23 protein-coding genes are annotated in these 24,257 nt (G+C 60.4%); 16 read left to right on the forward strand and 7 right to left on the reverse strand.

Annotation, left to right across the window (positions count from 1 at the left end; translation table 11 throughout):
* The first annotated feature begins 168 nt into the window (after positions 1 to 168).
* The gene (locus CORGL_RS02910) at positions 169 to 918 is read left to right on the forward strand and encodes a DeoR/GlpR family DNA-binding transcription regulator (RefSeq protein ID WP_013708427.1); all 750 of its coding nucleotides are present in this window, start codon (positions 169 to 171) and stop codon (positions 916 to 918) included.
* Positions 919 to 978: 60 nt separating this feature from the next.
* Here CORGL_RS02910 and CORGL_RS02915 read toward each other — a convergent pair whose 3' ends face one another.
* Positions 979 to 1,935, reverse strand: a complete 957-nt coding sequence (locus CORGL_RS02915) for a sugar-binding transcriptional regulator (RefSeq protein WP_013708428.1) — start codon at positions 1,933 to 1,935, stop codon at positions 979 to 981.
* 241 nt (positions 1,936 to 2,176) lie between these two features.
* Here CORGL_RS02915 and CORGL_RS02920 point away from each other — a divergent pair, with 241 nt between their 5' ends.
* From CORGL_RS02920 to CORGL_RS02955, 8 genes are all read left to right on the forward strand, one after another.
* On the forward strand, positions 2,177 to 3,340 hold the full coding sequence (locus CORGL_RS02920) for an NAD(P)-dependent malic enzyme (RefSeq protein WP_013708429.1): 1,164 nt from the start codon (positions 2,177 to 2,179) through the stop codon (positions 3,338 to 3,340).
* Positions 3,341 to 3,353: 13 nt separating this feature from the next.
* The gene (locus tag CORGL_RS02925) at positions 3,354 to 4,328 is read left to right on the forward strand and encodes an AEC family transporter (RefSeq protein WP_013708430.1); all 975 of its coding nucleotides are present in this window, start codon (positions 3,354 to 3,356) and stop codon (positions 4,326 to 4,328) included.
* A 62-nt stretch (positions 4,329 to 4,390) separates the two neighbouring features.
* Positions 4,391 to 5,431: a [citrate (pro-3S)-lyase] ligase gene (gene citC / locus CORGL_RS02930; protein WP_013708431.1), complete on the forward strand. Its 1,041-nt coding sequence runs from the start codon at positions 4,391 to 4,393 to the stop codon at positions 5,429 to 5,431.
* Positions 5,432 to 5,437: 6 nt separating this feature from the next.
* A complete protein-coding gene (citD, locus tag CORGL_RS02935; RefSeq protein ID WP_013708432.1) occupies positions 5,438 to 5,731 on the forward strand; it encodes a citrate lyase acyl carrier protein in 294 nt (97 codons plus the stop codon).
* Position 5,732: 1 nt separating this feature from the next.
* Positions 5,733 to 6,647, forward strand: a complete 915-nt coding sequence (citE, locus tag CORGL_RS02940; RefSeq protein ID WP_013708433.1) for a citrate (pro-3S)-lyase subunit beta — start codon at positions 5,733 to 5,735, stop codon at positions 6,645 to 6,647.
* Positions 6,637 to 8,175, forward strand: a complete 1,539-nt coding sequence (citF, locus tag CORGL_RS02945) for a citrate lyase subunit alpha (protein ID WP_013708434.1) — start codon at positions 6,637 to 6,639, stop codon at positions 8,173 to 8,175. Before citE ends, citF begins: the two co-directional genes overlap by 11 nt.
* A gap of 65 nt (positions 8,176 to 8,240) precedes the next feature.
* A complete protein-coding gene (gene citX / locus CORGL_RS02950; protein WP_013708435.1) occupies positions 8,241 to 8,807 on the forward strand; it encodes a citrate lyase holo-[acyl-carrier protein] synthase in 567 nt (188 codons plus the stop codon).
* Positions 8,794 to 9,666, forward strand: coding sequence for a triphosphoribosyl-dephospho-CoA synthase (locus CORGL_RS02955; protein ID WP_013708436.1), 873 nt, complete (start codon positions 8,794 to 8,796; stop codon positions 9,664 to 9,666). Before citX ends, CORGL_RS02955 begins: the two co-directional genes overlap by 14 nt.
* Here CORGL_RS02955 and CORGL_RS09335 read toward each other — a convergent pair.
* Positions 9,657 to 10,703: a LacI family DNA-binding transcriptional regulator gene (locus CORGL_RS09335; RefSeq protein ID WP_049777674.1), complete on the reverse strand. Its 1,047-nt coding sequence runs from the start codon at positions 10,701 to 10,703 to the stop codon at positions 9,657 to 9,659. The two genes, CORGL_RS02955 and CORGL_RS09335, sit on opposite strands and share 10 nt — an antisense overlap.
* Positions 10,704 to 10,897: 194 nt before the next feature.
* Here CORGL_RS09335 and CORGL_RS02965 point away from each other — a divergent pair, with 194 nt between their 5' ends.
* Positions 10,898 to 11,974, forward strand: coding sequence for a sugar kinase (locus CORGL_RS02965; protein WP_013708438.1), 1,077 nt, complete (start codon positions 10,898 to 10,900; stop codon positions 11,972 to 11,974).
* Positions 11,975 to 12,035: 61 nt separating this feature from the next.
* A complete protein-coding gene (gene eda, locus CORGL_RS02970; RefSeq protein ID WP_013708439.1) occupies positions 12,036 to 12,677 on the forward strand; it encodes a bifunctional 4-hydroxy-2-oxoglutarate aldolase/2-dehydro-3-deoxy-phosphogluconate aldolase in 642 nt (213 codons plus the stop codon).
* Here the strand turns inward: eda and CORGL_RS02975 are convergent.
* On the reverse strand, positions 12,657 to 13,487 hold the full coding sequence (locus CORGL_RS02975) for a MurR/RpiR family transcriptional regulator (protein WP_013708440.1): 831 nt from the start codon (positions 13,485 to 13,487) through the stop codon (positions 12,657 to 12,659). The two genes, eda and CORGL_RS02975, sit on opposite strands and share 21 nt — an antisense overlap.
* Before the next feature lie 312 nt (positions 13,488 to 13,799).
* Between CORGL_RS02975 and CORGL_RS02980 the strand changes: the two genes are divergently transcribed.
* The 3 genes from CORGL_RS02980 to CORGL_RS02990 all read left to right on the forward strand — a co-directional run bounded on the left by CORGL_RS02980 (position 13,800) and on the right by CORGL_RS02990 (position 16,589).
* Positions 13,800 to 14,963: a hypothetical protein gene (locus CORGL_RS02980; RefSeq protein WP_013708441.1), complete on the forward strand. Its 1,164-nt coding sequence runs from the start codon at positions 13,800 to 13,802 to the stop codon at positions 14,961 to 14,963.
* Between the two features lie 180 nt (positions 14,964 to 15,143).
* Positions 15,144 to 15,563 carry a peptide deformylase gene (locus CORGL_RS02985; protein WP_013708442.1) on the forward strand — a complete coding sequence of 140 codons (420 nt, stop codon included), beginning with the start codon at positions 15,144 to 15,146 and terminating at the stop codon, positions 15,561 to 15,563.
* A 228-nt stretch (positions 15,564 to 15,791) separates the two neighbouring features.
* Complete coding sequence (locus CORGL_RS02990; RefSeq protein ID WP_041738551.1) at positions 15,792 to 16,589, forward strand: Cof-type HAD-IIB family hydrolase; 798 nt, start codon at positions 15,792 to 15,794, stop codon at positions 16,587 to 16,589.
* 14 nt (positions 16,590 to 16,603) lie between these two features.
* Here the strand turns inward: CORGL_RS02990 and CORGL_RS02995 are convergent, their stop codons facing one another.
* Positions 16,604 to 17,545 (reverse strand): SPFH domain-containing protein, encoded by a 942-nt coding sequence (locus CORGL_RS02995; protein WP_013708444.1) that lies wholly within the window; start codon positions 17,543 to 17,545, stop codon positions 16,604 to 16,606.
* Between the two features lie 236 nt (positions 17,546 to 17,781).
* Here CORGL_RS02995 and CORGL_RS03000 point away from each other — a divergent pair, with 236 nt between their 5' ends.
* Positions 17,782 to 19,206, forward strand: a complete 1,425-nt coding sequence (locus CORGL_RS03000) for a glycoside hydrolase family 32 protein (RefSeq protein ID WP_013708445.1) — start codon at positions 17,782 to 17,784, stop codon at positions 19,204 to 19,206.
* A gap of 11 nt (positions 19,207 to 19,217) precedes the next feature.
* Positions 19,218 to 20,489 carry an oligosaccharide MFS transporter gene (locus CORGL_RS03005; RefSeq protein ID WP_013708446.1) on the forward strand — a complete coding sequence of 424 codons (1,272 nt, stop codon included), beginning with the start codon at positions 19,218 to 19,220 and terminating at the stop codon, positions 20,487 to 20,489.
* Positions 20,490 to 20,581: 92 nt separating this feature from the next.
* Here the strand turns inward: CORGL_RS03005 and CORGL_RS03010 are convergent, their stop codons facing one another.
* The 3 genes from CORGL_RS03010 to CORGL_RS03020 are packed head-to-tail and all read right to left on the reverse strand — an operon-like array spanning position 20,582 to position 24,205.
* Positions 20,582 to 21,346, reverse strand: a complete 765-nt coding sequence (locus CORGL_RS03010; RefSeq protein WP_041738553.1) for a GNAT family N-acetyltransferase — start codon at positions 21,344 to 21,346, stop codon at positions 20,582 to 20,584.
* Positions 21,334 to 21,582 (reverse strand): hypothetical protein, encoded by a 249-nt coding sequence (locus CORGL_RS03015; protein ID WP_172633521.1) that lies wholly within the window; start codon positions 21,580 to 21,582, stop codon positions 21,334 to 21,336. The genes CORGL_RS03010 and CORGL_RS03015 overlap by 13 nt, the downstream gene beginning before the upstream one ends.
* A complete protein-coding gene (locus CORGL_RS03020; RefSeq protein ID WP_013708449.1) occupies positions 21,551 to 24,205 on the reverse strand; it encodes a DEAD/DEAH box helicase in 2,655 nt (884 codons plus the stop codon). The genes CORGL_RS03015 and CORGL_RS03020 overlap by 32 nt, the downstream gene beginning before the upstream one ends.
* Positions 24,206 to 24,257: the final 52 nt, after the last annotated feature.

Here is a 24,257-nt window from a genome sequence, read left to right on the forward strand (position 1 = left end):
GCTATGTAAGAACAGCTTATCCTTGATACACGCATAAATCAATATAAACAAGCAAATTAGTAATAAGAATGGGCAAGAAATTGCATGTTTATAATTGTAAGCAGTACCTGTTGTATGAAAATCCCACCTATGAGAAGATAAACAAGCAAATTCGTGCAGGAGGATTGCATGTTAAAAGAGGAACGGCAGCAAAGAATCCTTGACATCCTCAATGAGGAGCAAAAAGTCATAGCGAGTGATCTGAGCATGCGCCTAGCGGTGTCTGAAGACACTATCCGCAGGGATCTCAAAGAACTCGATGGCAAGGGAAAATTGAAGCGCGTTCACAGCGGTGCCCTTCGTGTCGGACCGCCTGTTACGGATTTTATTTTTCGCACGACTGTCGATAGCGAGATAAAACATCGGCTGGCTCTTAAGGCACTGCCCTTTATCAAAGAGGGAAGCGTCATAATAATAGACGGTGGCACCACAAATCTCGCGTTGGTTCAAGCTTTGCCGTTGGATTTTTCTGCAACAGTGATTACGAACAGCCCACCCCTTGCCATCGAGCTTGCAAGTCGTCCACATATGACGGTAATAAATCTCGGTGGATGCTTCTATAAAAACTCAATGATCAACGTTGGTGTTGAGACGTATAAGTCGCTTCAAGTCATACGGGCAGATCTCTATGTCATGGGTATCTACAATATCAATACCGAAGTGGGGACCAGCGTTCCGACAGCTCAAGAGGCGGATATTAAACGGGAGATGACAAGAGTCTCTACCGAGGTTCTGGGAATGGTGACCACTGATAAATTTGGGACTGTTAGTAGCGCGATCGTCGGTCCAGTCGAAGATCTGAACTACCTTATCTCAGATGCCGTTTCTCAATCGGTCCACAAGGACTACGCCAAGAAAAATCTGCTGCTCATCGATTAGATGTTGAAAACAATGGGGATTGACTCCAGAGCGGCAATCCGCGCGTCAGCTTATCCCGCCTCAGCTCTGCTCGTCGTCGGCCACGAGCACGCGCCGAGCGATTCCCTCGGTGAGAATCAGCTCGGTGAGCAAGCCACCGCGCAGGGCACCCAACGTTGCATCGGTCTTGAACTTGCTTTTGACCATTCCGATGCGGCGGGGGGTCGCCATGATTTCGTCGAGAGTCAGTCCCACCGTCGTGTCTTTCTGAGCAGTCAGGAAGACACCGTTGATATCATAGGGACGCCCGAATAGCATGCCGGCCACCTCTCCCGACTCGACTGCGGGGAACAGCTCGGCGCGCGCCGATTTCCACGCCGGTATCGCCAAAAGCGAATCCAACGTACCCAAGCTGCAGAACAGCATATCCATTCTCCGAGCCAGCGCAAGGGTCGGTCTCAGGGCCGGTTCCTCGGGAAGCGCGGCGCGGACAAGGTCGCTCACCACGTATAGCGGAGCCGGCAGCGTCGCGTAGTTCGCCTCGTAATGAGCCGCTGCGAGTTCGACCATGCGTTTCGAACCCGTCTTGGAATGGTATTTCATGTTCTCGCCCATGAACTGTGTGAACGTCAGGTCTTCCCGCAGCTCATCTGCGAAGTGCTCGATCACCGAGAACACCGTGCTGCCCCAGCTCAACCCGATGACATGCGCCTTGCGGATCAACATCTGAATGCGCTCGGCGCTGTATTCGAGAATGCTGTTGACGTCTCTGTCCACGTCGCCGATCTCTCTCACGACGGCGATGTGCGCTATGTCGAACCGACGCTTCAGGGCCGACTCCAGCTGGTAGTTGCGACTGACCGGCGCGTTGATCTGGATCGTCACGACCCCTGTGGTCAGCGCCTCATCCAACGCCTTGGTTATCAGATACCGGCTCATCTCATATTTTGAAGACAGATCTGCGATCGAGTGCTTGCCGTGGTAGAAATCTTGGGCCACATGTGCCAGCAGCTCACGGCGCGAAAAGGGTTGCATCATGGTGTTCCGGTCCTTCACTTGGTACCAACATGATGAGTATAGCATCGCCTTTGCGACCATGAAGATTATCACTTTGTAAATATGAAGCGACAGGTTTTCATTTATATCGTCTATAAATTTATTTATTACAAAAATATCAGAGAATAATTGATAAATTGAAACAAACGGGGTATGATCAACTCATATGTTGCCCGCACATGACGATCGCTATACCCGTCCCTCTCGATGAAAGGCCACGCCCATGGAACAAGATGAGGTCATTGCTATCCATGAGGCGGAAACCGGTGTTCTTCAGATGGCGCCTGAAATGCGCGTGGAGAACCCGAGCGATCTGAGCCTCGCGTATACGCCGGGCGTTGCGACCATGAGCAAGGCGATTGAGCGCGACCCGTCGCTCAAAGCGAAGATGACCTTGAGCGGCAAGCTCATCGCCGTTGTCACCGATGGTTCTGCCGTGCTGGGCCTGGGCAACATCGGTCCTGCCGCGGGCTTGCCGATCGTCGAGGGCAAGGCGCTTCTATACAAGAGCCTCGCTGGCGTCGATGCGCTGCCTCTCGCCGTGGAGCAGGTATCGACCGAGGAGTTCATTCGCACGATCAGAAATATCTCCTTGTCCTTCGCCGGGATCCACCTCGAGGACATCGCCGCCCCGCAGTGCTTCGAGATCGAAACAAGCCTGGAGCAGCTTCTGGACATTCCCGTGTACCACGATGATCAGGAGGGCACCGCGATCGTCGTGCTGGCCGCGCTGATCAACGCCGCCAAGGTCGTGGGCAAACGACTCTCGGACCTCAGAGTCGTGATCAATGGAGTCGGTGCCGGCGGCATCGCGACCGGCAGGCTCCTGTACGCAGCGGGGGTCCGCAAGCTGACGCTCGTGGATATCGACGGCGTCGTACGCCCTGACTCTCCTGCCTGCAACAGCTATCAGATCGAGCTCGCGGAGCAGATCGGCTATGATAGCGGCTCCGGCTCGCTCGATGAGGTGATTTCCGGACAGGACGTTTTCATCGGCTTGTCAGCTGCAAACGTTCTGAGCGGCCGGCAGGTTCGTCGCATGGCGGCAGATCCCATCATCTTCGCTCTCGCGAATCCGGTTCCCGAGATCGAGCCCTCTGTCGCTCGAGAAGCCGGGGCGGCTGTGATCGCGACCGGTTCAAGTCAGCACCCCAATCAGGTCAACAACATCCTTGCATTCCCCGGGCTGTTCAAGGGGCTGCTCGAGTGCGGTCTCAAGCGTGTCGATCTCAAACTGGAGCAGACGGTTGCCCGAGCACTCGCCCACATGGTTTGCGATCCCGCTCCCGAGCACATCATCCCCGGCGTATTCGATGAAGGCGTCGTCGAGACGGTGACCCAGGCGATAAGAGCCTATGTCATAGACCAGAACAGCAACCACATATGAAGGGGGTAGCGAAATGTCCGTGTTCCTGACTTCGGTTCAAAGCGTACTGGCAATCGTCCTGATGATCTCGGTTGGGTATTTCGGCAAGAGCAAGGGGTGGTTCAACAAACAGTTCTCCGAGGCGCTGTGCAAGCTTATCATGCAGATAGCGCTGCCCGCATCGATCTTCATGGCCATGCAGAAGTACTTCCATCCCGAGCAGCTCGCGACGCTGTCGGCCGGCGTCATCTTCACGGCCGCCTCCATCTTCATCGGCTACGTCTTGGCTTTCATCGCCGTGCACGCGTTCAGGGTTCGACCGGGTCGACGCGGTCTCATGATGACCGCTATCAACGGGGCGAATACCGTCTTCATCGGCATGCCGCTCAACATCGCGCTGTTCGGTGAAGAATCGCTTCCGTATCTGCTCACCTACTACATCGTCAACACCATCGTCATCTGGACGGTCGGCGTGTGGGTCACGGCCGCCGATGATCCGACCCTCGAGCACGGCAGCAAGGCCAAGTTCGACTGGCACCACCTGATCCCGACGCCGCTGTGGGGTTTCATCGTCGCCCTTCCGTTCATCTACATCCCGGGCCTGCAGGCTGCCTTCATGAAGCTGACGTTCGCCACGACGGCACTCGGCGATATCGGCGAGCTCGTCACTCCGCTGTCGCTCATGTACATAGGAATCATGCTCAAGGATTTCGGTATCCTCAAGATGGAGTTCGATTTCAATGTCATCTGGACGCTTCTCGGGCGCTTCGTGATCTCCCCGGTCGTCATGGCGCTGGTCATCTTGGTTGGGCTCAATGCGGGCATAAGGATAGACAGCGTCTTTCAGCAGACTCTGATCGTGCAGGCGGCCACGCCGGCGCTCGCGGTTCTGCCGATCATAGCGACCATGTATCATTGCGACGTCAAGTTCGCGACGAATATCGTGGTTTCGACCTCGGTGCTGTTCGTCATCGTCGTGCCTGTCATCATGGTTCTTCAGAACCTGTAGGCGCGTGATCGCAAGCGGGCTTCTCCAAAGCGAGCGGATACGGCAAAGGGGGATTAGAGACAATGGATGACACCCTTCGCGTGCTGAACCTGGACGAGGCGAAGACCTTCGCCATGTGGCGGGCGTTCCTGGAACGCTTTGCCATCACGAACTTCACTTCCGCCGAGCTCACCCGTATAGATCGCTCGCTGGGCATCTTCGATGTCACAGGGAGGCTCGTGGCCACCGGATCGGCTGCCGGTGACGTTTTGAAGTACGTGGCGGTCGACAATGAGAGCTCCGAGCAGGGGAGCCGGTTCAATGCGCTCATGACGGCTTTGATGGATGATCGCGCGCGGAAGGGGATCTTTCACCTGTTCGTCTCCTGCGGGCCGCATGCTTGCCCCAGCTTCGAGCATATCGGATTTCACGTGCTGGTGCGAAGCGATCTCGGAGCCCTTTTAGAGACCGGGGACCGCGGCATCGACGATTACGTCGCCAACCTGCCGCGCATCCCCGATCAGAATGAGATGCGCGTGGCAGCGATCGTCATGAACGCGAATCCCTTCACATGCGGACATCGAGCGCTGGTCGAGCGAGCGGTCAGCGAGAGCGATCTCGTCTACGTATTCGTGGTGAGCGACGATGTATCCTTGGTCCCCACAGCCGATCGCATCGCTCTCGTGCGTCAGGGTGTTCGCGACCTTCCTCGCGTCCGCGTCGTCGCCGGTGGCGAGTACATGGTGTCGCGGGTCACGTTCCCTGCGTACTTTTTGCCCTCGGATGCGCAGGCGCTCACCTATCAGACCACGTTGGATGCGCTGTTGTTCAAATGCCGCATCGCCCCTCCGCTCAACATCACCGCGCGCTATCTCGGCACCGAACCGTTCTCGCCGACGACGGCTCGATACAACGAGGCATTGAAGCGTGAGCTTCCACCCGAGGTCGAAGTGCGTATCATGGAAAGAGCGCGATCAGGCGCACAGGTGATATCGGCGACGGCCGTGCGCGCGGCCATCGAGGCGGGCGCGCCTGAGAGGATCGCCGACCTCGTGCCGGATGCGACGTTCGCATACATCAAAGAACATATTCGAGATCTTCAAGCGAGATCACAGAGGAGATGACAAGACGTGGAGATTCAATCGAGTGCGATCGCCGGGACACTGGAGTCCTCAGACATCCAGATTACCGTCTCGCGAGGCGATAGCGGCATTCAGATCGAGCTGACATCGGACGTCGAGAAGCAGTTCGGCGCCCAGATCAGAAAGGTGATCACCGATGCTCTTCAGGCGCTGGGCATTTCCCGCGCACGGGTCAAAGCCGTCGACAAGGGTGCGCTGGATTGCGTGATCAGGGCGCGCACGCTCACCGCTGCGCAGCGCGGCGCCGGGATGGCAGAAGAACCGGTTTGGGAGGCGCTCTGAGATGGCGACAGATGAGATGCGGCTTCGTCGCACGATGATGTTCGTACCGGGCAACAACCCGGCCATGGTCAAGGACGCCGGCATATTCGGAGCCGACTCGATCATGTTCGATCTGGAGGACGCGGTCTCGCTCGCCGAGAAGGACGCCGCGCGCATCCTCGTGTTCGAGGCTCTGAGAACCCAGGATTACGGACAAGCCGAGCTCGTCGTCCGTGTCAACGGACAGGACACGAGCTTCTATCACAATGACATCTTGGCCATGGTCAAGGCTGGTGTTGATGTGATCCGCCTGCCGAAGGTGGAATCCGCCGAGATGATCTGCGTCCTCGAGCGCGACGTCGAGGACGCCGAGCGCGAATTCGGGCGGCCGCTCGGCGAGACGCATCTCATGGCGGCCATCGAGAGCGCTCGCGGCGTGCTGAGCGCTCCGGCGATCGCTTCGGCATCCAAGCGCATGATCGGCATCGCTTTGTCCGGGGAGGACTATACGACCGACATGAGGACGCATCGCTACCCGGACGGCGCCGAGCTCGAGTTCGCGCGCAACATGGTTTTGCACGCGGCGCGCGCCGCCGGCATCGCCGCGTTCGATACCGTGTTCACCGACACCGAGGACACCGAGGGATTCCTGCGCGAGACACGGCATATCCGCCAGCTCGGCTTCGATGGCAAATCGGTGGTCAATCCTCGGCAGATTCCTCTGGTGAACGAGGTGTACGCGCCGACAAGAGCGGAGATCGACACAGCTCGCGAGGTGATCGCCGCCATCGAACGAGCCAAGATCAATGGATCCGGTGTCATCTCGATGGGCGGACAGATGGTCGATCGTCCGGTCGCCATGCGGGCGGAGCGCGTGATCAGCTTGGCCCGCGCATCCCATCTGATCGATGAGGAGGGGAACTACATTGAGAAATAACGTTGGTCGCGAGATATCCGATGAGATCCTGCGCGAGCGGGGCTACAGGCCGTTCAAATCGGTTGATATCGGCAAAACCGAGATAAGACGCGTCGCTCCGACCGTCCACGTCGGCAAAAGGGAGAGCAAGATCTGCAGCTCGCTCGCCGATATCGTCAAAAGAACCGTTCGCGACGGCATGACGATCTCGTTTCACCATCATTTTCGCAACGGGGATTTCATATTCAACCAGGTGATGCGCATACTCATCGATCAGGGGGTGCGTGATCTGACGCTTGCTCCCTCCTCGCTCATCGGCGTCATGAACGACATCGCGATCGAGGCGATCAGGTGCGGTACCGTCACCGGCATCACCAGCTCGGGGATGCGCGGCAGCCTGGGCGACTTCGTCTCCCATGGAGGTATGGAATCCCCCGTGATATTTCGCTCTCACGGCAACCGCGCCCGCGCGATCGAGGAGGGCGACATCAAGATCGATGTGGCGTTTCTCGGCGTGCCCAACGCGGACAGGCTCGGCAACGCCAACGGCATGTTCGGCGACGCTGTCTTCGGCAGCCTCGGCTATGCTCTGGTAGACGCCGCATATGCCGACACGGTCGTTCTGCTCACCGATACCATCGTCGAGTATCCGAACACACCTGCTTCGATCAAGCAGACCCAGGTTGACTACGTTGTCAAAGTCGATCGGGTGGGCGATCCCGATAAGATCGGCTCCGGTGCGACCCGCTTCACCAAGAATCCGAAGGATCTCAAGATCGCGCAGGCCGTCAACGAGGTCATCGTCGCATCCTCCCTCTTCCGCGATGGCTTCTCCTTTCAGACCGGCTCCGGAGGAGCGGCCCTGGCTGTCACGCGCTATCTGCGGCGGTCCATGATCGATCATGGCGTCAAGGCGTCGTTCGCTCTCGGCGGCATCACAAAGCCGATGATCGATCTGCTGGATGAGGGTTTGGTCCACAAGATCATGGACGTCCAGGACTTCGACAGCTGCGCTGCGGATTCCATGCGCACCCACGCCTGTCAGCAGGAGATCGATGCGTCCTGGTACGCCGATCCCCACAACAAGGCGGCGATGGTCGATCAGCTCGACATCGCCATCCTGTCGGCGCTCGAGATCGACACGAACTTCAATGTCAACGTCATGAGCGGCTCTGACGGCATCATACGCGGTGCCATCGGCGGACATCAGGATGCCGCGACCGCAAAGCTCACGATCATCTCCGCTCCTCTGGTCCGTGGCAGGATCGCCACGGTGGTCCCCGACGTCACCACGGTGATCACGCCGGGCGAGTCCATCGATGTGCTCGTAACCGAGTACGGCATCGCGGTCAATCCGCGCCGCGCCGATCTCGCGCGCGAACTCAAAGGTGCCATCGGTATGGACGTCAAGCCGATCGAGGAACTCCAGCGGCTCGCCGAGCACATCGTCGGCACGCCGCGACCACTTGAGTTCACCGACCGCGCCGTCGCCCTGGTCGAGTATCGCGACGGCTCGCTTATAGATACCATCAGGCAAATCAGAGACTGAACGCAGCGGGTCGCGCGACCATATCGGTGCGACCCGCCGCTTCGCGGCTGGGAGGGGAGCGAGCGATGGCACATCGATCTTCGATCGACCCGCTTTTCCGCGGCGGCGTCCCGGTCGGCATCGAAGAGGTGCTGGCCGATCGCGACGAGCGCGCGACGTTGGAGCGCAGGGTGCTCGAGCGCCATCCTGACAAGGCGCTCATTGTCGCAACCCTCAACATCCCCGGGCCGATCAAGTACACACCGGGTCTGGATGATCTGTTCGGAAGCGGTGCGGATCGCCTCATGGCGCATTTTCTCGACGCCTCGATTTACGAAGACCGACGCCGGGCCACGGGATGCACCCTGTTCGCGCTCACGAACGAAGATCCTCTCAGCGCGAAGCGCCGCGCCGTGGCATTCGAGGACGAGGACGCGCTGGGCAGGCTGTTCGATGTCGATGTCCTGCGCGCTGGATGCGCATCGGCGCTATCGCGCGTCGGGCTGGGGATGTTGCCGCGCACCTGTCTGGTCTGCGATTGCCCCGCCAAGGAGTGCGCGCGCTCACGACGCCATTCGCTCGAGGAGCTGTACGGCGCGATCCGACGGATCTACGAGACCGCGCTCGGAGGAGCAGCCGATGCGCGAGCTTGACATGGGCGTTGCCGAGATCCCGCTTCTCGCCGAGCAGGCGATCCGCGCGATGCTCTACGAGGTGTGCGTCAACCCGAAGCCGGGTCTGGTCGATCCTTCGAGCTCGGGTCCGCATCCGGATATGGACGTCTTCATGTTCATCGACAGCGCTGAGACTCTGCGCGCGTATTTCGAGCGATGCGCGGCGATCGGTGCGGACACCGGTATCTCGACGCATCCGGATATGTTTCAAGCGCTGCGCCCGCTCGGTGTGAGCGCCGAGCGGGCGATGCTCGAAGCGACCGCGGGCGCGAACACGCACAAGGGCGCGATCTTCTCACTCGGGATCCTGGTCGCCTCGACCGCTCGCGCCTCGCTCACCTCGGCCGATATCCGAAGCACGGTACGGATCATGATGGCCGGGGTGTGCGCGGCTGATTTCGCGGGGACATCGTCCAAGCCCGCCCGCGAGCTGACGGCTGGCGAGAAGCAGTATCTGCTGCTGGGTGCGACCGGTGTGCGCGGCGAAGCGGAGGCGGGCTTCCCATGCGTGTTCGACTTCGGTCTGCCGGCGCTGAGAGGCGCGCGCGGCACGAGAAATCAGCGGCTGCTCGATACGCTCATGGCTATAGCCGCGCATGAGACGGACTCCAACCTGTTGTCCCGATCCGGGATGGATCAGGCGATCGTGCTCTGGGCGCAGCGACAGGCGCAGGCGGTGCTGGATGCAGGCGGCGCCGCCGCGCCAGCCGGCCTGGCGGCGCTGCAGGACATGAATCATGAGTTTCTGAAGCGAAATCTCAGCCTCGGCGGGGCGGCGGACATGCTGATCCTGACGATCTTCCTCGGTCTGCGCGAGGGGCTGCTCGCTCACCTGTGAGCTCGGAGCGGCTGGGGGGTCGTCGTCGTGGGGCCGCTGTCTGTGCGCGTTGATCGCCGTGCGATGATGTTCCCGGGGATCTCGATGCGCCTTCTGCTGCCGCATGGGCCTCGACCTCTCTCGATCCGTTCGATGAGAAGCTCGAGGGCTGCCGCGGCAAGCCCGGCGATGTCCTGCGCCGCCGTCGTGACGCCGCCGAAAAGGACGCGATTCCAAGGGTATTCGTCGATGGTGGCTATGCGCGCGGCTCCCGGGACATCGATGCCGGCAACCGCGAGCGCCTCGACGAGCCTCTCGAATACCAGGCCGTTGATGGCTATGAGGCCGATCGGAGATCCGCCGGAGGAGCAGCTCATCTTGGTGAGCTGGGCTGCGGCAGCGCATGCGTTCCGCGCGAGCGCGATGCAACCTCCCCGTGCGCATGCGCTTCTGAGACCTCGCTCGAATGTCGCGGTGCGCTCGCGCCGAACCGAGCTCGCATCGTTGTGCTCGTCGAGCAGCCAGCATGCGTCGACCCCGTCGCGCATGACCTCTTGGAGCAGCGCCGCGACGAGGCAGCCGTTGTCCGATGTGACCAGATCGATCGAGGCGCCGGGAACGTCGCGGTCAAGCAGGACGACAGGCGCGCGGTCGCAGGTATCGGCGAGGAGCTCGTCGTTGCCGCCGCAGGTGTTCACGATGAGACCGTCCGCGCCCGCTTCTGCGAGCCGCATGACGGCTTCGGCTTCCTTTGAGGGGTTGTTGCCGCTGATGGCACAGGTGAGCGTGTATCCAGCTGCGGCAGATCGATCCGCGAGCTCGCCGAGCATGGCGCTCGAGTAAGGGTTTCTGATGTCGGCCAGTATGACGCCGATCATACGTGATCGATCGAGCCTGAGATTTCGCGCCACGCTGCTGGGGCGGTAGCCGGTGCGCTCGATGATCTCGGCGATGCGCGACCGGGTGGACGCGGACATGGCATCATAGTGCCCGTTTATGAACTTAGATACGGTTGAAGGGCTCACGGCGGCTTCCGCCGCGATATCCTGTATGCGCATACGTGCCACGCGTGACCCCGATCCTTTGACGCTCTTGCCGTGGGGCGGCTCCGCTCGGAGCCGCTTCGCGCGCCCTTGCACGGGCAGCGCAGACGACTATACTGTACAGTGTTTGATCAAGAAATCGATTTCGTAAAGATAAACAGCATAACAACCAGAAGCGTGGATGCGAATCTCGACTCGGAGGGAACAACATGGGCGATGACGGCTTGCTTGGAATCACGGCGACAGGCGGTGACGGGGGTCGCACGGTCCTGACGTTCGGAGAGATCATGATGCGTCTGTCCCCCAAAGACCATCTGCGTCTCGAGCAGGCGGCGGAATTCGACGTTCGCTATGGCGGGGCTGAGGCCAACACCGCGTTGTCACTCGCCTACCAGGGCGACGAGGCCGCCTTTGTCTCGGTCGTGCCCGACAATCGGATCGGGGCGTGCGCGCTGCGATCGCTTCGTGCATACGGGGTCGATACGAACCGCGTCGTGCGCGCCGGAGATCGGCTGGGTGCCTATTTCTTCGAGATCGGTGCCTCGCAGCGGGGCAACGGCTGCGTGTACGACCGGCGATACTCCGCGATGAGCCTGGCTTCCCATACGGTCTTCGATTGGGACGAGATCCTGCAGGGCGTCGGCGTGTTCTACTTCTCCGGGGTTACGCCAGCCGTGTCCGAGGAGATGGCGCTCGCCTGCAAGGAGGGCTTGAGCGCGGCGCGCGTTCGCGGCATCACCACGGTGTGCGATGTCAACTACCGCGGCAAGATGTGGTCGCCTGCGCGCTCGCAGCGCACCATGGCCGAGCTGCTCGATCTCGTCGACGTCCTCATCGCCAACGATGAGGACGCTCCCGCCGGGCTCGGCATGACCTGCGTCACGGGGTCGCTCGAACACGGCATCGAGGAGCGCGACGGCTATATTGAGATGGCGCGCGAGATCTGCCGGGCGCACGGCTGCGCCGCGGTCGCCTCGGTCGTGCGCGACATCCAGTGCGTCGAGAGATCGCAGTGGATGGCCATGCTCTACAGCGCCGCCGGAGATCGGCACTGGTTGAGCCCTGTGCATGATGTCCATGTCGTCGAGGGGGTCGCTGCCGGCGATGCATTCAATGCGGGTCTCATTCACGCGATGCTTGCGGGCTGGGACCCGCAGCGCGCGCTCGACTACGCCATCGCCGCCTCGATCCTGAAGCTCACCGTTCCGGGGGACTCCAACCTTGTCAGCGAGGAGGAGATCTCCGCGGTGGCGACGCATCGATCGGGGATGCGCGTATCGCGTTGAGCGGCTCCGAGGGGAGGGCGGCTGGTGCATCCGGACAGACCACGCTGAGAAGGGAACAGCTATGTTTGAGACGTTCTACAAAGACCTCGAGGCACTGGGTATCGTTCCGGTGATCGTGCTCGAGAACGAGCGAAGCGCCGCACCGATGGCCGATGCGCTCATGGCAGCGGGCATGGCTGCGGCTGAGGTGACATTTCGCACGGATGCGGCGGCGGCCTCCATTCGCGCCATGCGTGAGGCGCAGCCCGAGATGATCGTGGGCGCCGGAACGGTGATCAGCGTCGAGCAGGTTGACGCCGCCGTCGCTTCCGGAGCCGCTTTCATCGTCGCACCAAATCTCGACGTCGAAGTCGTGAAGGCATGCATCGAGCGGAACGTGCCCGTGCTGCCGGGCGCGGTGACGCCCACTGAGGTCGGTGCCGCGCGCAAGCTCGGTCTCACGGTGACGAAGTTCTTCCCCGCCGCGCAATATGGCGGTCTGGCGACCATCCGGGCGCTCAGCGCGCCCTTCACCGGTCACCGCTTCATTCCCACCGGCGGGGTGAGCATGGGAAATATCAAGGAGTACCTCGCGGCTCCCGAGGTCATAGCGTGCGGGGGAACCTGGATGGTCGCTCCCGAGCTCATCGGTGCGGGAGATTTCGCACAGGTGACCGAAAGAGCGGCCGAGGCGATGGCTGCGCTACGCAGTGTTCGCGGCTGAGTCTTCGGCGCGATCCATTTCCGTCTTCAGGTCCAAGGCCCCGGCCGTCTTCATGGCTCTGGTCATGGCGTCTGCAAGCAGCTGGTCGAAGTACAGCATCGAGGCAGAGCAGCCTCCGACCCGGCATGCGCGGCCCGCCTGCCTGGTCGGCAGAACGAAGATGTCATCGGCGAGCGAGCGAAGCGGATGGCGCGCCGTCTGAGTGATGAGCATCACAGAAGGCTGCAGCTTTTCTCCGCGTGCCCGCAGCGCCTTCAGAAAGCGCTGCTGCGACGGATTTCGCGCCGAGAAGATGATGATGAGATCCTCGTCGGTCATGCAGGAAAGCATCTGCTCTTCCCATCCGGATGACACGAACTGAGCCCTAACTGAGAGCTCAACCAGCAGAAATGCAAGATAGCGCGCTCCCAAGCTGCTCGCCGCCTGCCCGATGGTGTAGACGAGACGAGCACGTGAGATCCGACTGCATAACTGGCCCAGCGCCTGATCGGTCGCCACGATTCGAATCTCGCGGATATAGGCGGCGATATCGTCGGCGATATCCTCTCGTGCCCTGCTCTGCCTGCTCCTCGGTTTGTTTCGCATCTCGAATGAGAGCACCATGTTTATCCGAAAGTCCCCATATCCCCTGAACCCGACCTTTTTGCAGAATCGGCTCACCGCGCTTTGAGACACATGGAACCGCTTCGCGATGGCCGTGGAGCTGCTCGCGGCGATCTCCTCGGGGTTGTCGCGAAAAAGTCGGTAGATTTCCTGCTCTCGGGGGGACAGATCTTCTTTGTGAAGCTCCATTTGCGTGAACGCGTCCATGAGTGGGTCCTTTACTGTTGGATGAATCAACAGCTAATTGTACTTGAATCTCAATCAGTTGCATGGACGATCCATATTAGCTTGGGTTTGTTTAAACACGTGTTGAAACAGTATAAGCAATTGAGCGGGGATATTGTTTTAAAAAAGCCACTTATCTGGATAATCCATCCGATTATACAATTAGTGAATAGATCATCCATCAAGTATCGTAGGATTTCACTGTCGGGGGGAATTCTCGTTCAAATAGAGGGGTCATTATTTGATGGCATGTTGTCGCGCGTCGACGGCTGCATGGGGTGAAGGGGCATCAGAATGCAACTGGAAGAGGTCAAGCAACGTCCGGATACAACAGGGCTGCTACGTGTGGCGACGGCGACCCGTCGCCTGAAGCCGGCGGATGATTTCTACCCGCATGTCGACTCAGCGAGCGCAGATGACGCGCAGGCGGCGAGGAGTCGAGACAGCTCCCATGTCACGGCGCTCATCATGGAGGTTGCGGGTGCACGCAGCGTGTTCATCTCGATCGAGTGCGCGGGTCTCGATCGCGCGCGTGCGATGCGGTTGCGCCGGCGTATCGCCGATGATGCGAGCGCGGCGTTTGATGCCGTGCATATCGCCTCTGTCCGCACTTCATCAGCTGCGCTGCGCGCGGCAGATGCCGATTACAACATCGAGGTTGATCAGCGACATTCGGATATGATCGCTGAGCAGATCATCGGTAGCGTCAAGGACTGTCTCGCGCATCCGTCGGTAGAGGTCAGCGCCCACGCGATTCGATACATGCCCGAGGGTTTCTTTGCGAGCCGCCGCGCGTTGGATGAGGTGGCCGATCGGGAGGTCTTCACCCTTGAATTTCGCGATGGGAGGGGGTGCGGAGTTGCGGGGCTATGCGGGCTTCCCTGTTATCCGGCCGCATTGGGTTCTCGAAACGATGATGTGAGCGGCGACTTCGCGATCTACCTTGCAAATTATCTGTCATTGCGCTGGGGTGTGCGGCCGGTGTGCATGATCGGAGCTTCGGTTGATGCGCCGGGTTGCTTTTCGACAACTCCTCAGGATAGCGGAGATCTTGCTCAGATGAGAGCAGATCTGGTCGCTCAGCCGAAGGTCGTCGAAGAGATCCCGCTGTCGTTGCGCGAACCGAGGATCTCAACGCTTTCTCTCAAGGCCGCCTGCCGACGGGATGGTCGCCTTGAGACGGACGTATTCGGTGCAACATCGGCCCCCTGCGATCTGGTCTGCACGCTTGCGGACTATGGCGATCTACGCGTCTTCGCCGTTCCCGCCGAACTGTCTGCGCGCATCGGCGCCCATCTCAGGGAGGCGCTCGATGCGCCGCTTCCGATTTGCTGGTGTCAATGCGACTGCAATGCGGGGCGACTTGAAAGCACCGGAGGCGCAACCGGGGGCCAAGGGGGAGGCGCACAGGGTGTTGTTCGCGAGCTCATGACCTTCATCGAACGCTCTATCCCGTAACCGCCAACATCTCTGCAGCTACCGACTACGATCGGTGTTCCGCTGAATTCGCGTCTGGCAGCGAGTAAATGGATCTGATTGGCGCGCGAACGTATTTTGAAGTTTTCGGTCTGAGGCTTTCGCGGTAAAATGCCCTCTGTATTCGTTGCTGCATCTTGAATGCCAACTGAAGGGAACTCTATGATCAAAGAGCTCGTACGAGACCAGGCTCTCCTCTCCCAGCCCGCGAAGCCGGCTACCGCTGAGGACGCCGCGCTCGCCAAGGATCTGCTCGATACGCTGGCATCGCTGGAACATGCAGGTTGTCTCGCAGCAAATCAGATCGGAGCGCTCAAGGCGATCTGCGTTTACAGCGATGAGCGGAACGAGCCCCACGTGATGTTCAATCCACGGTTGCTCTTCGGTCTCGGTGCCTCCAAGATGCGGGAGGAGTGTCTCACGAAATCCGAGCCGGTCACCGTGACACGATACGCGAAGGTCAAGATCCAGTTCGACGAGCTGGCAGACGGGGCACTCAAAACACGGAAACGAGATTTCACAGGGTACACCGCGCAGATGATTCAGCATATGATCGACCATTGTCGCGGCAGGCTTGTATAATCGGAACCTCGCCGAGCCGCAGATGATCTCGGCTGCGCCGAGAACTCCCGAGTGGTCCTGAAGCGATGATCGACGAAGAGCACATGTCGCGTCCCATCCTCCGCATCGAATCCAGCCGGGATCCTTGACGCCGAGCGGGGCTATGGTATTCTCGAGGTCGATTCGCAGGAATCATGTATGAACGATGTGCGCTGCTTATGTACAACGTATAAGCAGGAGGGGATTGGCATGGAAACTGTGATTTTCGCCGACATCGATGGCACGCTTCTCAACTCCGAGCATCAGATCACGACGCTGACCCGGCAAGCCATCGATACCGTTCAAAACAACGGCATCCCGTTCGTGATCGTCACCGCGCGAGGCATCACCGGAACCTACCCGCTGCTGGATCAAAACGGCATTCGCTGTCCCGTCATAACCTACAGCGGCGGGGTCATCTTGGATGAGCACCGTAACGTCATTTACCACGATGGCCTCACCAGGGATCGAGCGGCCGACGTAGTCGACTTCATCGAGTCGAACAACCTCGACATGGTGTGGTGCGCGTTCTCATTTGAGGATTGGATCAGCCAAGACAGATCCGATCCTCGGATTCTCAATGAGGAAAGCATCGTCATGGCGCGCTCGCGCGAGGGTGCCATCGCGTCGGTTGAGCGCGATGAGGTGCAAAAGATTTTATGCATCTGCAACCCGGCCGAGACCAATGAGATCGAGCGGCGGCTTGGGGAGCATTTCTCAGATCTCATGATCGTGAAGTCATCTGATATCCTCATCGAGGTCATGCCTATGGGAACCACGAAAGCCGCCGCCATAAGAAGGCTGTGCGCCCTGTGGAACCTCCCGATTGAGCTCTCGATCGCATTCGGAGATAGCTACAACGATGTGCCCATGCTCGAAGCGGCGGGCAAAGGCTATCTCATGGCGAACGCACCCGTTGATCTGAAGTGCCGCCTGCCGCTGCTGACGGATCGGGACAATGACCACGATGGCATCTACTGGACGCTCAAAGACTTGGACCTCGTATAGAGGGCCCGGCGGACCTAAGCCTTCTCCTTCGATAAAGAAGAGTCGTGCGCGGAGTCGGCTGCCCGTCCGGCTGCGAGCATCTGCTGAAACATCGAGGCGCTCTGCTCGAAGCTGTTCGGCAGGACCACAGTTGAGCTCTTGCCGGTCTTCGCGAACTCGATCATCATCTCGGTCCACTGCGTGAACATGAACAGCTGATTTGCCTCGTTGTTTCCGACGCCGGTCTCCTGAATGGTCTCAAGCGAGTCCTTGATGCCCACTGCGATCGCCTTGCGCTGGTTGGCGATGCCCTCGCCGGCTTTCTCCATGGCTTCGGCTTCAGCTCTGGCTTCGGTGACACGACGGATGCGGTCCGCTTCCGCGAGATCCTGAGTTGCCGCTTTCGTGCGTTGCGCGGCGTTGATCTTGTTCATCGATTCCTCGACCTCGGCAGGCAGCGCTATCTTGGTGAGCAGCGTTGAGACGAGCGTGAAACCGTAGGCGGCCATCTGCTCGGAGACCGTTGCGTTCACGTCCTTGGCGATGTCGTCCTTTTTGGCAAAGACCTCGTCGAGTGTGTAGACCGGAATGGATGAGCGCAGCGCGTCGGTTATGAAATCGCGCATCTGCGCGACGGGCTGCTGCAGCATGTAGTAGCTCTTGTAGACGCCGGAATCCTGCTGGGTGGCACCGATCTCGTAGCTCACATGGTACTGCGCGGAGACCTCGAGGCCGATGGTGACGTTGTCTTTCGTCTTCACATCGATGTCAAAGCCGTTCTTCATGGTTCGAAGCGAGACCGTTGCAGCCTTGTGATCCATGAATGGAGCAAGAGCATGAAACCCGGCACCGACGATGCGGTCGAATTTCCCGAGACGCTCGATGATGACGGCACTCTGCTGCTTGACCGAGAAAAACGATCCGCCCACACCGAAGATCAGGAAGATCAAAACCACTACCGAGATTGCGACTCCCATGAATATGCGTCCTTTCCCCAGATGTATGGCATTTCATTCATCATACGTTATTCTCGTCGCGAAGATTGCGCCGAAGTCGCATTTAATTTGATGGCAACGATATCGGCTTCATCGGAGCCGGTGCCGCCACCGCTCACCAGATACCATCGAGCGGGATCCTTGATCGATGCGGCGACGTTGCTACAATTTTATGAGATAAGGGTGTTCAAATAGCTATATCGGAGGTCGTGTCAACTATGCAGATCATAGACGAATCCCGATCGATCGCGGTCACCAACGAGCGCTTCCGCCCGCGATTCCATATCGCGACCCCAGGCGGCTGGCTGAACGACCCGAACGGTCTATGCTTCTTCAAGGGCTTCTACCATGTATTTTACCAGTTTCATCCTTATTCTGCTGAGTGGGGGCCCATGCACTGGGGCCACGTGCGCAGCCGTGATCTCATTCACTGGGAGCAGCTGCCGGCCGCCTTGGTTCCGGGTGATCCCGAGGACGAGGGGGGCTGCTTCTCCGGCTCTGCGATCGTGCGAGATGGACGACTCTATGTGATCTACACCGGTCAGCACTACTACGGCGACGGCGATCCGGAGCATTTCTGGGAGAACCAGAACATCGCTTGGAGCGATGACGGCGTGAACTTCACCAAATTCGAGGGCAATCCCGTGATCTGCGCACCCGAGGATAACTCGCAGCATTTCCGCGATCCGAAGGTGTGGCAGCTCGGCGATGCTTACTACGCGGTCATCGGCAGTCAGGATGCAGCCGATCTGCGTGGTCGGGCGCTGATGTATCGCTCGGATGATCTCATGCGCTGGGAGTCGATCGGGGTCATCTCGCGCGCCGCCGATGCGGCCAGCGAGGGGGCGATCTGGGAGTGTCCGGACCTGTTCCGTCTCAACGGACGCGATGTCTTGGTCTGCTCCCCCCAGAAGATGCCGGCAGCGCATCATCGCTTCCTCAACGTCGATCAGAACGCGTACTTCATCGGTCAGCTCGATTACGAAGCGGCGCGCTTGGATCGCGGCGAGCTGCATGAGCTGGACTCGGGTCATAACTTCTACGCGCCTCAGAGTTTTTTGGCTCCGGACGGTCGTCGGATCCAGTTCGGGTGGATGAGTTCGTTCGGCGCGCCCATGCCAGAGCAGAGCGATGGATGGGCCGGTATGCTCACGGTCCCCCGCGAACTCATCATAATGGACGATGACACACTGGGTGCCGTGCCGGTTCGCGAACTCGCGCACCTTCGGAAGGCCGAAGTGATCAACGAGACGATGGACGTCGTCGGATCCGTGACGCTTCAGGTACCCGACCCCCAGCACCTCGAGCTCGATCTCGACGTCTCGCTCGATCGTTCATGCGACCAGATCAGCTGGGTGCTCGAATGCGAGGGCGACGCGCTCGTCTCGCTGACCTTCAGCGAGCGCACCGGAGAGCTGAGCGTCCATCAACGGGGCGCAGCTAGCGATAGATACGCTGAGATCGGCTCTGTCGAGCACCTGCGTCTTCAGATCATCGTCGATACGAGTTCGGTGGAGATCTTCGTCAACTCCGGAGCGGCGACGTTCACGGAACGCTACTATGCAGATGCCGCGCCCAGCCATCAGGTGCGATCCACTCATCCGGCGCGCATCTCCGTGAGCGCTCATACACTGAGCGCGTGAGAGGATCCACCATGGCTACCGAAAGAACCAATGCCTTCAAAAACCCCTGTTATCGCTCAAGCTCCCTGATCATTCTGCTATTCTTCACCGGATGGGGGATCTGGTGGTCGTTCTTCCAGATCTGGCTCACGGGTACCCTGCACTTCTCCGGTGCCGAGGTGGGCACGATCTACTCGTTCAACTCCGCGGCGACGCTTGTCGTGATGTTCCTCTATGGGGCGATTCAGGATCATCTGGGCATCAGACGGACCCTGCTCATCGTCTGCGCCGCGCTGCAGATGCTGCTCGGTCCGTTCTTCACGTGGATCTACGCGCCGCTGCTCCATGGCAGCTTCTATGCGGGCACCGTGATCGGAGCCGTGTATCTGTCATTCGCCTTTCTGGCCGCTTCACCCACGTTCGAGGCGGTCACCGAGCGCTTCAGTCGCCGCTTCGGGTTCGAGTACGGGCAGGCGCGCGCCTGGGGTTCGTTCGGTTACGCGCTGTCTGCGCTGGCTGCAGGCTTGTTGTTCGTCGTGAGCCCCTATCTCGTCTTCTGGGCGTCCTCGGCGATCGCGACGGTGCTGCTGGTGGTCATGATCTGCGACGGCGCATCCAGCCGCGCCTCTTGCGCGCGCATCTCCGACGGTCGGGAGAGCGAGCAGAATCGCACGACCCCCTCGCTCAGGGAGATCCTGTCTGTCTTCAAGCTGCGCGCTCTGTGGCAGATCATCGCCTATATCATCTTGAGCTGGACGTTTTACACGGTTTTCGACCAGCAGATGTTCCCGGACTTCTATACGAAGTTCTTCAACGGGTCGACGGGTCAGGCTATGTACGGTGCCCTGAACTCGCTCGAGGTTCTGCTCGAGGCTCTCATGATGGCCTGTGTGCCTTGGCTCATGAGGCGCGCCGGCGTGCGCAGGACGTTGCTTTTGGGCGTCGTCATCATGATCGTGCGCATCGGGGGTTGCGGTCTGGTGACCAATCCGGTGGGAGTCTCGCTCATCAAGCTGCTCCACGCCCCGGAGACCGCGCTGTTCGTCGTTGGACTGTTCCGCTACTTCACGCTGCATTTCGATACAAAGGTCTCAGCGACGCTGTACATGGTCGGCTTCCAGATCGCCGCCCAGATCGGTCAGATCATCTTCTCGACGCCGCTCGGCGCTGTTCGAGACGGGATCGGCTACAGCAGCACCTTCCTGCTGATCGCCGGAATCGTCGCGGTCGCCGGGATATATGCCCTGTTCATACTCAAGCGCGACGACCAGGATGTGGAGGGACAGCCGCTGAGCACGAAGTGAGCTTGCCGCAATCCATGTGTTCACAGAGCTCGAAAGGCGCGACCTGTGGGGCCCTGCACGCCCGAGGGCCCGGACGGGCGCTAAGCGCCGCGTCAGCTCCGCGTGACCTCGAAAACGGGATAGGGGTGGCTGAGATGGTAGCCGAGCTGCTCGGCCAGCGCGAGCGATGCGCGGCTGTGCGCGTCCCAGCTCGGGTACAGGCCGCGCTCTCGACAGCGCAAGATGAGTCGGGCGCTGCAGGCGCGCGCGAGACCGCGGCGGCGCTCGGCGGGCATCGTGTCCACCTCGATCTCGATGCCGAAGCGATAGCGGCTGTAGGATGATGCGCCGGAAACGGGGATCCCGTTGCTGAGGGCGACGACGCCGATGCCGAGTTGGCGATAACGCTCGAAGCTGCCGAAGTTGGCCACGAGATCGCGGCTCCATGCGGCTGTGCGGCACGCCTCGAAGAGCGCTTCGTCGTCAAGGTCGCGCAGCTCGACGGTTGAGGGTAGCGCTTCGGTGAGCCGACTCAGCAGCTGTTCGTCGAAGACATCCGGTTCTTTGCGCGTCGCGTAGCGCACGTGGGGCCGCGCAGCCGCACCGAAGTTCTCCGCGATCAGGCGCTCCCATGCCGCGTCGTGCGGCACCACGATCTCGACGTCGTGCGCCGCTCCGGTGGGATCGAAGCGCAGCAGCCCTTCGCACGGCGCGCCCGCGCAGAACCGGAAGTCGCCGAGCAGCGCTGCGGCTGCGGACGGCCGGTCTGCATCATCGGCGATGAGCACACCCATCGTCTCATCCAGACACGACCAGATCAGCGTATCGTCCCATTGGTTGAACAGCGCTGCGACCGCTGTCGGTGCTACGAGCCCCATAGCCATGATGTCATCTTTCTCTGCTGATGCGCGCGAAGTTTCGCACGATCGAGATAAACGAACGCGAGATCCACGCGCTGCACCGCTCCGAGCGCCGGCGCAAGAAGGATCTTATTATAGCGCTGGCTGTCTTCGCCGTCGTCCATATCGACTGCGGCGACGCCGGTCCCCGCGTGTTTCAGGATCGAATCGACACAGGCGAGTTCATCGCTGCTCCGGATCAACCAGATCCTCAAACGCTCCGGCGCGCATGTTTTCGAAGACGGCCTCGCCTTCCTCCTGCGAGGCGTCCAGATCGACATCGGCCATGATGCCGAAATCGCGATCGCCGTCTGAGTCCGAAAAGATCTGATGCACATGCCAGCGGTGCGTCGCGTGCTCGTCGGACTCATCGATCTCGAGGAACGCCGAGGAGCGCGCATCGGCGTCGATGAGCATCTCGTCATGGGAGTCGAAGAACGCCGCGATGGCGCGGCGCCAGCGCAGCTCGGGCATGCCCCAGGCGCCATCCAGCTCACCGAGCGCCTCGGCGCGCCCGCGTGCCGCGAGTCGCACTCGGCGAAACAGGGCGTTTCTCACAAGCAACGTGAGCCCCCGCCGGTCCGCAACGACCATATCGCTCGCTGCGGGCGGCGCCGCATCCAGCGCGGTGGGATCGCCGGCTGCCACCCATTCGTCCATGAGGCTCGAATCGATGGAGCGCACGACGAAGCCAAGCCAGGAGATGATGTCGTCGAGTTGCTCCGTGCGCTTCTCATGTGGGATCGTCCGGCCGAGTGAACGATATGCCTCAGCGAGATAGCGAAGCAGGACCCCCTCGGATCGGGCGATCCGGTAGCGTTGGATATAGTCCTTGAAATCAGAGGCGCACTCGAGCATGTCGCGCAGCACCGATTTCGGCGACAGGGAGTAGTCGTTGGCCCAGGGCACGCTGATGCAGTAGCGGGCGAAGGCGACGTCGAGCATGTCTCTGAGCGGCTGCGGATAGGTTATATCCGCAAGTCTCTCGAGCCGCTCCTCATATCCCACCCCGTCGGCCTTGAGTTCGGCCATGGCGCGATCTCGCGCAGCGCGCTCCTGCGCGCGCAGCACCTGCCGGGGATCTTCCAACGTGGCTTCGACCATGGAGATGAGATCCATCGTATAGGATTCGCTGTCCGGATCGAGCAGCTCGAGCGCGGCGAGCAGAAACGGTGATAGGGGCTGGTCGAGAGCGAAGTCCTCGGGCAAATCTATCATGAGGGCGTAGTCCACCTCGCCCGTTTCGCTCATCTGACGCACCACGACGCCGGTGTCGATGAGCGTCTGCATGATCTCGTCGGCGCGAATCGCCAGATGGGCCTTCTCCTCATCGGTCTGAAGGCTGCGTTCTATGAGTTCGTGTACGTGTTCGAGAGCGTCACCGCCCTGCTCGACCATCGACAGAACCATCGAGTGGGTGATCCGCATGCGGGGTCTCATGATCTCCGGGCGCGTCTCGATGAGCCGCTCGAATGTCTGCTGGTTCCAGCTCACGAAGCCCTCCGGCGGCCTCTTCCGCTTTATTCGGCGCAACCGCTTCGGATCATCGCCCGCCTTCGCCAGCAGCCTAGCGTTCTCGATGTCATGCGGCGGGGCTTCGGCGATGATCATCCCCTCGGTGTCGAAGCCCGCTCGTCCGGCGCGGCCGGCGATCTGCTGGAACTCCCTGGCTCGAAGCCGACGGACCCGGTGTCCGTCGTATTTTGTGAGAGCGGTCAGGATGACGGTGCGTATCGGGACGTTGATGCCGACGCCGAGCGTATCGGTTCCGCAGATGACGGGCAGAAGCCCCTGCTGCGCGAGCTTCTCGACGAGCAGGCGATAGCGGGGGAGCATACCGGCATGGTGGACACCCACTCCCGAGGTGATCAGGCGTCTCAGGATCTTGCCGAACGCGGTCGTGAAGCGCGTATCGCGCGCGACCTCTCTGATGCGCGCTCGCTGCTCGCGACTCGCGACACCGAAGCTCGCGAGTGCCTGAGCCGATCTCAACGCGCTGTCTTGAGAAAAGTGGACGATGTAGAGCGGTGCCTCATTGCGTCGAAGGGCGAGCTCAACGGTACCTTCTAGGGGAGTTTCAACATACTCCCAGCTGAGAGGTACAGGACGGTCAGCCTCGGCGACGATGTCGACCTCGGTACCGGTCCATGAGGCGAGAGCTGCGGCAAGATCGCGCGTGTCGCCGAGTGTGGCGCTCATGAGCATGAACTGTGTTCGCGGCATAGAAAGCAGGGGCACCTGCCAAGCCCATCCCCTGTCGCGATCGGTGAAATAATGGAACTCGTCCATGCACACGCAGCCGATGTCGCAGCGGTATCCCTCGCGCAACGCCTGATTGGCGAGGATCTCGGCGGTGCAGCAGATGACGGGCGCATCCGTGTTGATATGGATGTCGCCGGTGATCATGCCGACGCTGTCACGACCGAGGATGCGCACCAGATCGAAGAATTTCTCGCTCACGAGCGCCTTAATGGGTGCCGTATAGTACGATCGCCGTCCGCGCGCGAGTCCCATAAAAAGCATGCCGAGCGCGACGAGCGACTTGCCCGAGCCGGTCGGCGTACCGAGTATCACATGGTCTCCCGCCGCGAGATCGATCAGCGCCTCCTCCTGATGCGACCACAGCACGATGCCACTGTCGGCCGTCCATTGGCTGAAGCGCGCATATGCTTCATCGGCCGTGAGCCATTCCTCGGCGCTCTCACCGACTTCGGGCTCCCACCAGCTCGGGGCGAGGGCACCGAGCGAGGCGGGCTCTCGCTCGCCGGATCCGCCCGCGGCAAACGCGCTCGCCGCACCGCCGTCCAAGGGGAAACGTCCGACTCGATCTGCTTCCATGCGAGGGGCCTCCAGAGATCTGCACTTCTGTTCGCTCATAGTTGCAACCATT

The sequence above is a fragment of the Coriobacterium glomerans PW2 genome (genome assembly GCF_000195315.1).
Lineage (GTDB): Bacteria > Actinomycetota > Coriobacteriia > Coriobacteriales > Coriobacteriaceae > Coriobacterium > Coriobacterium glomerans.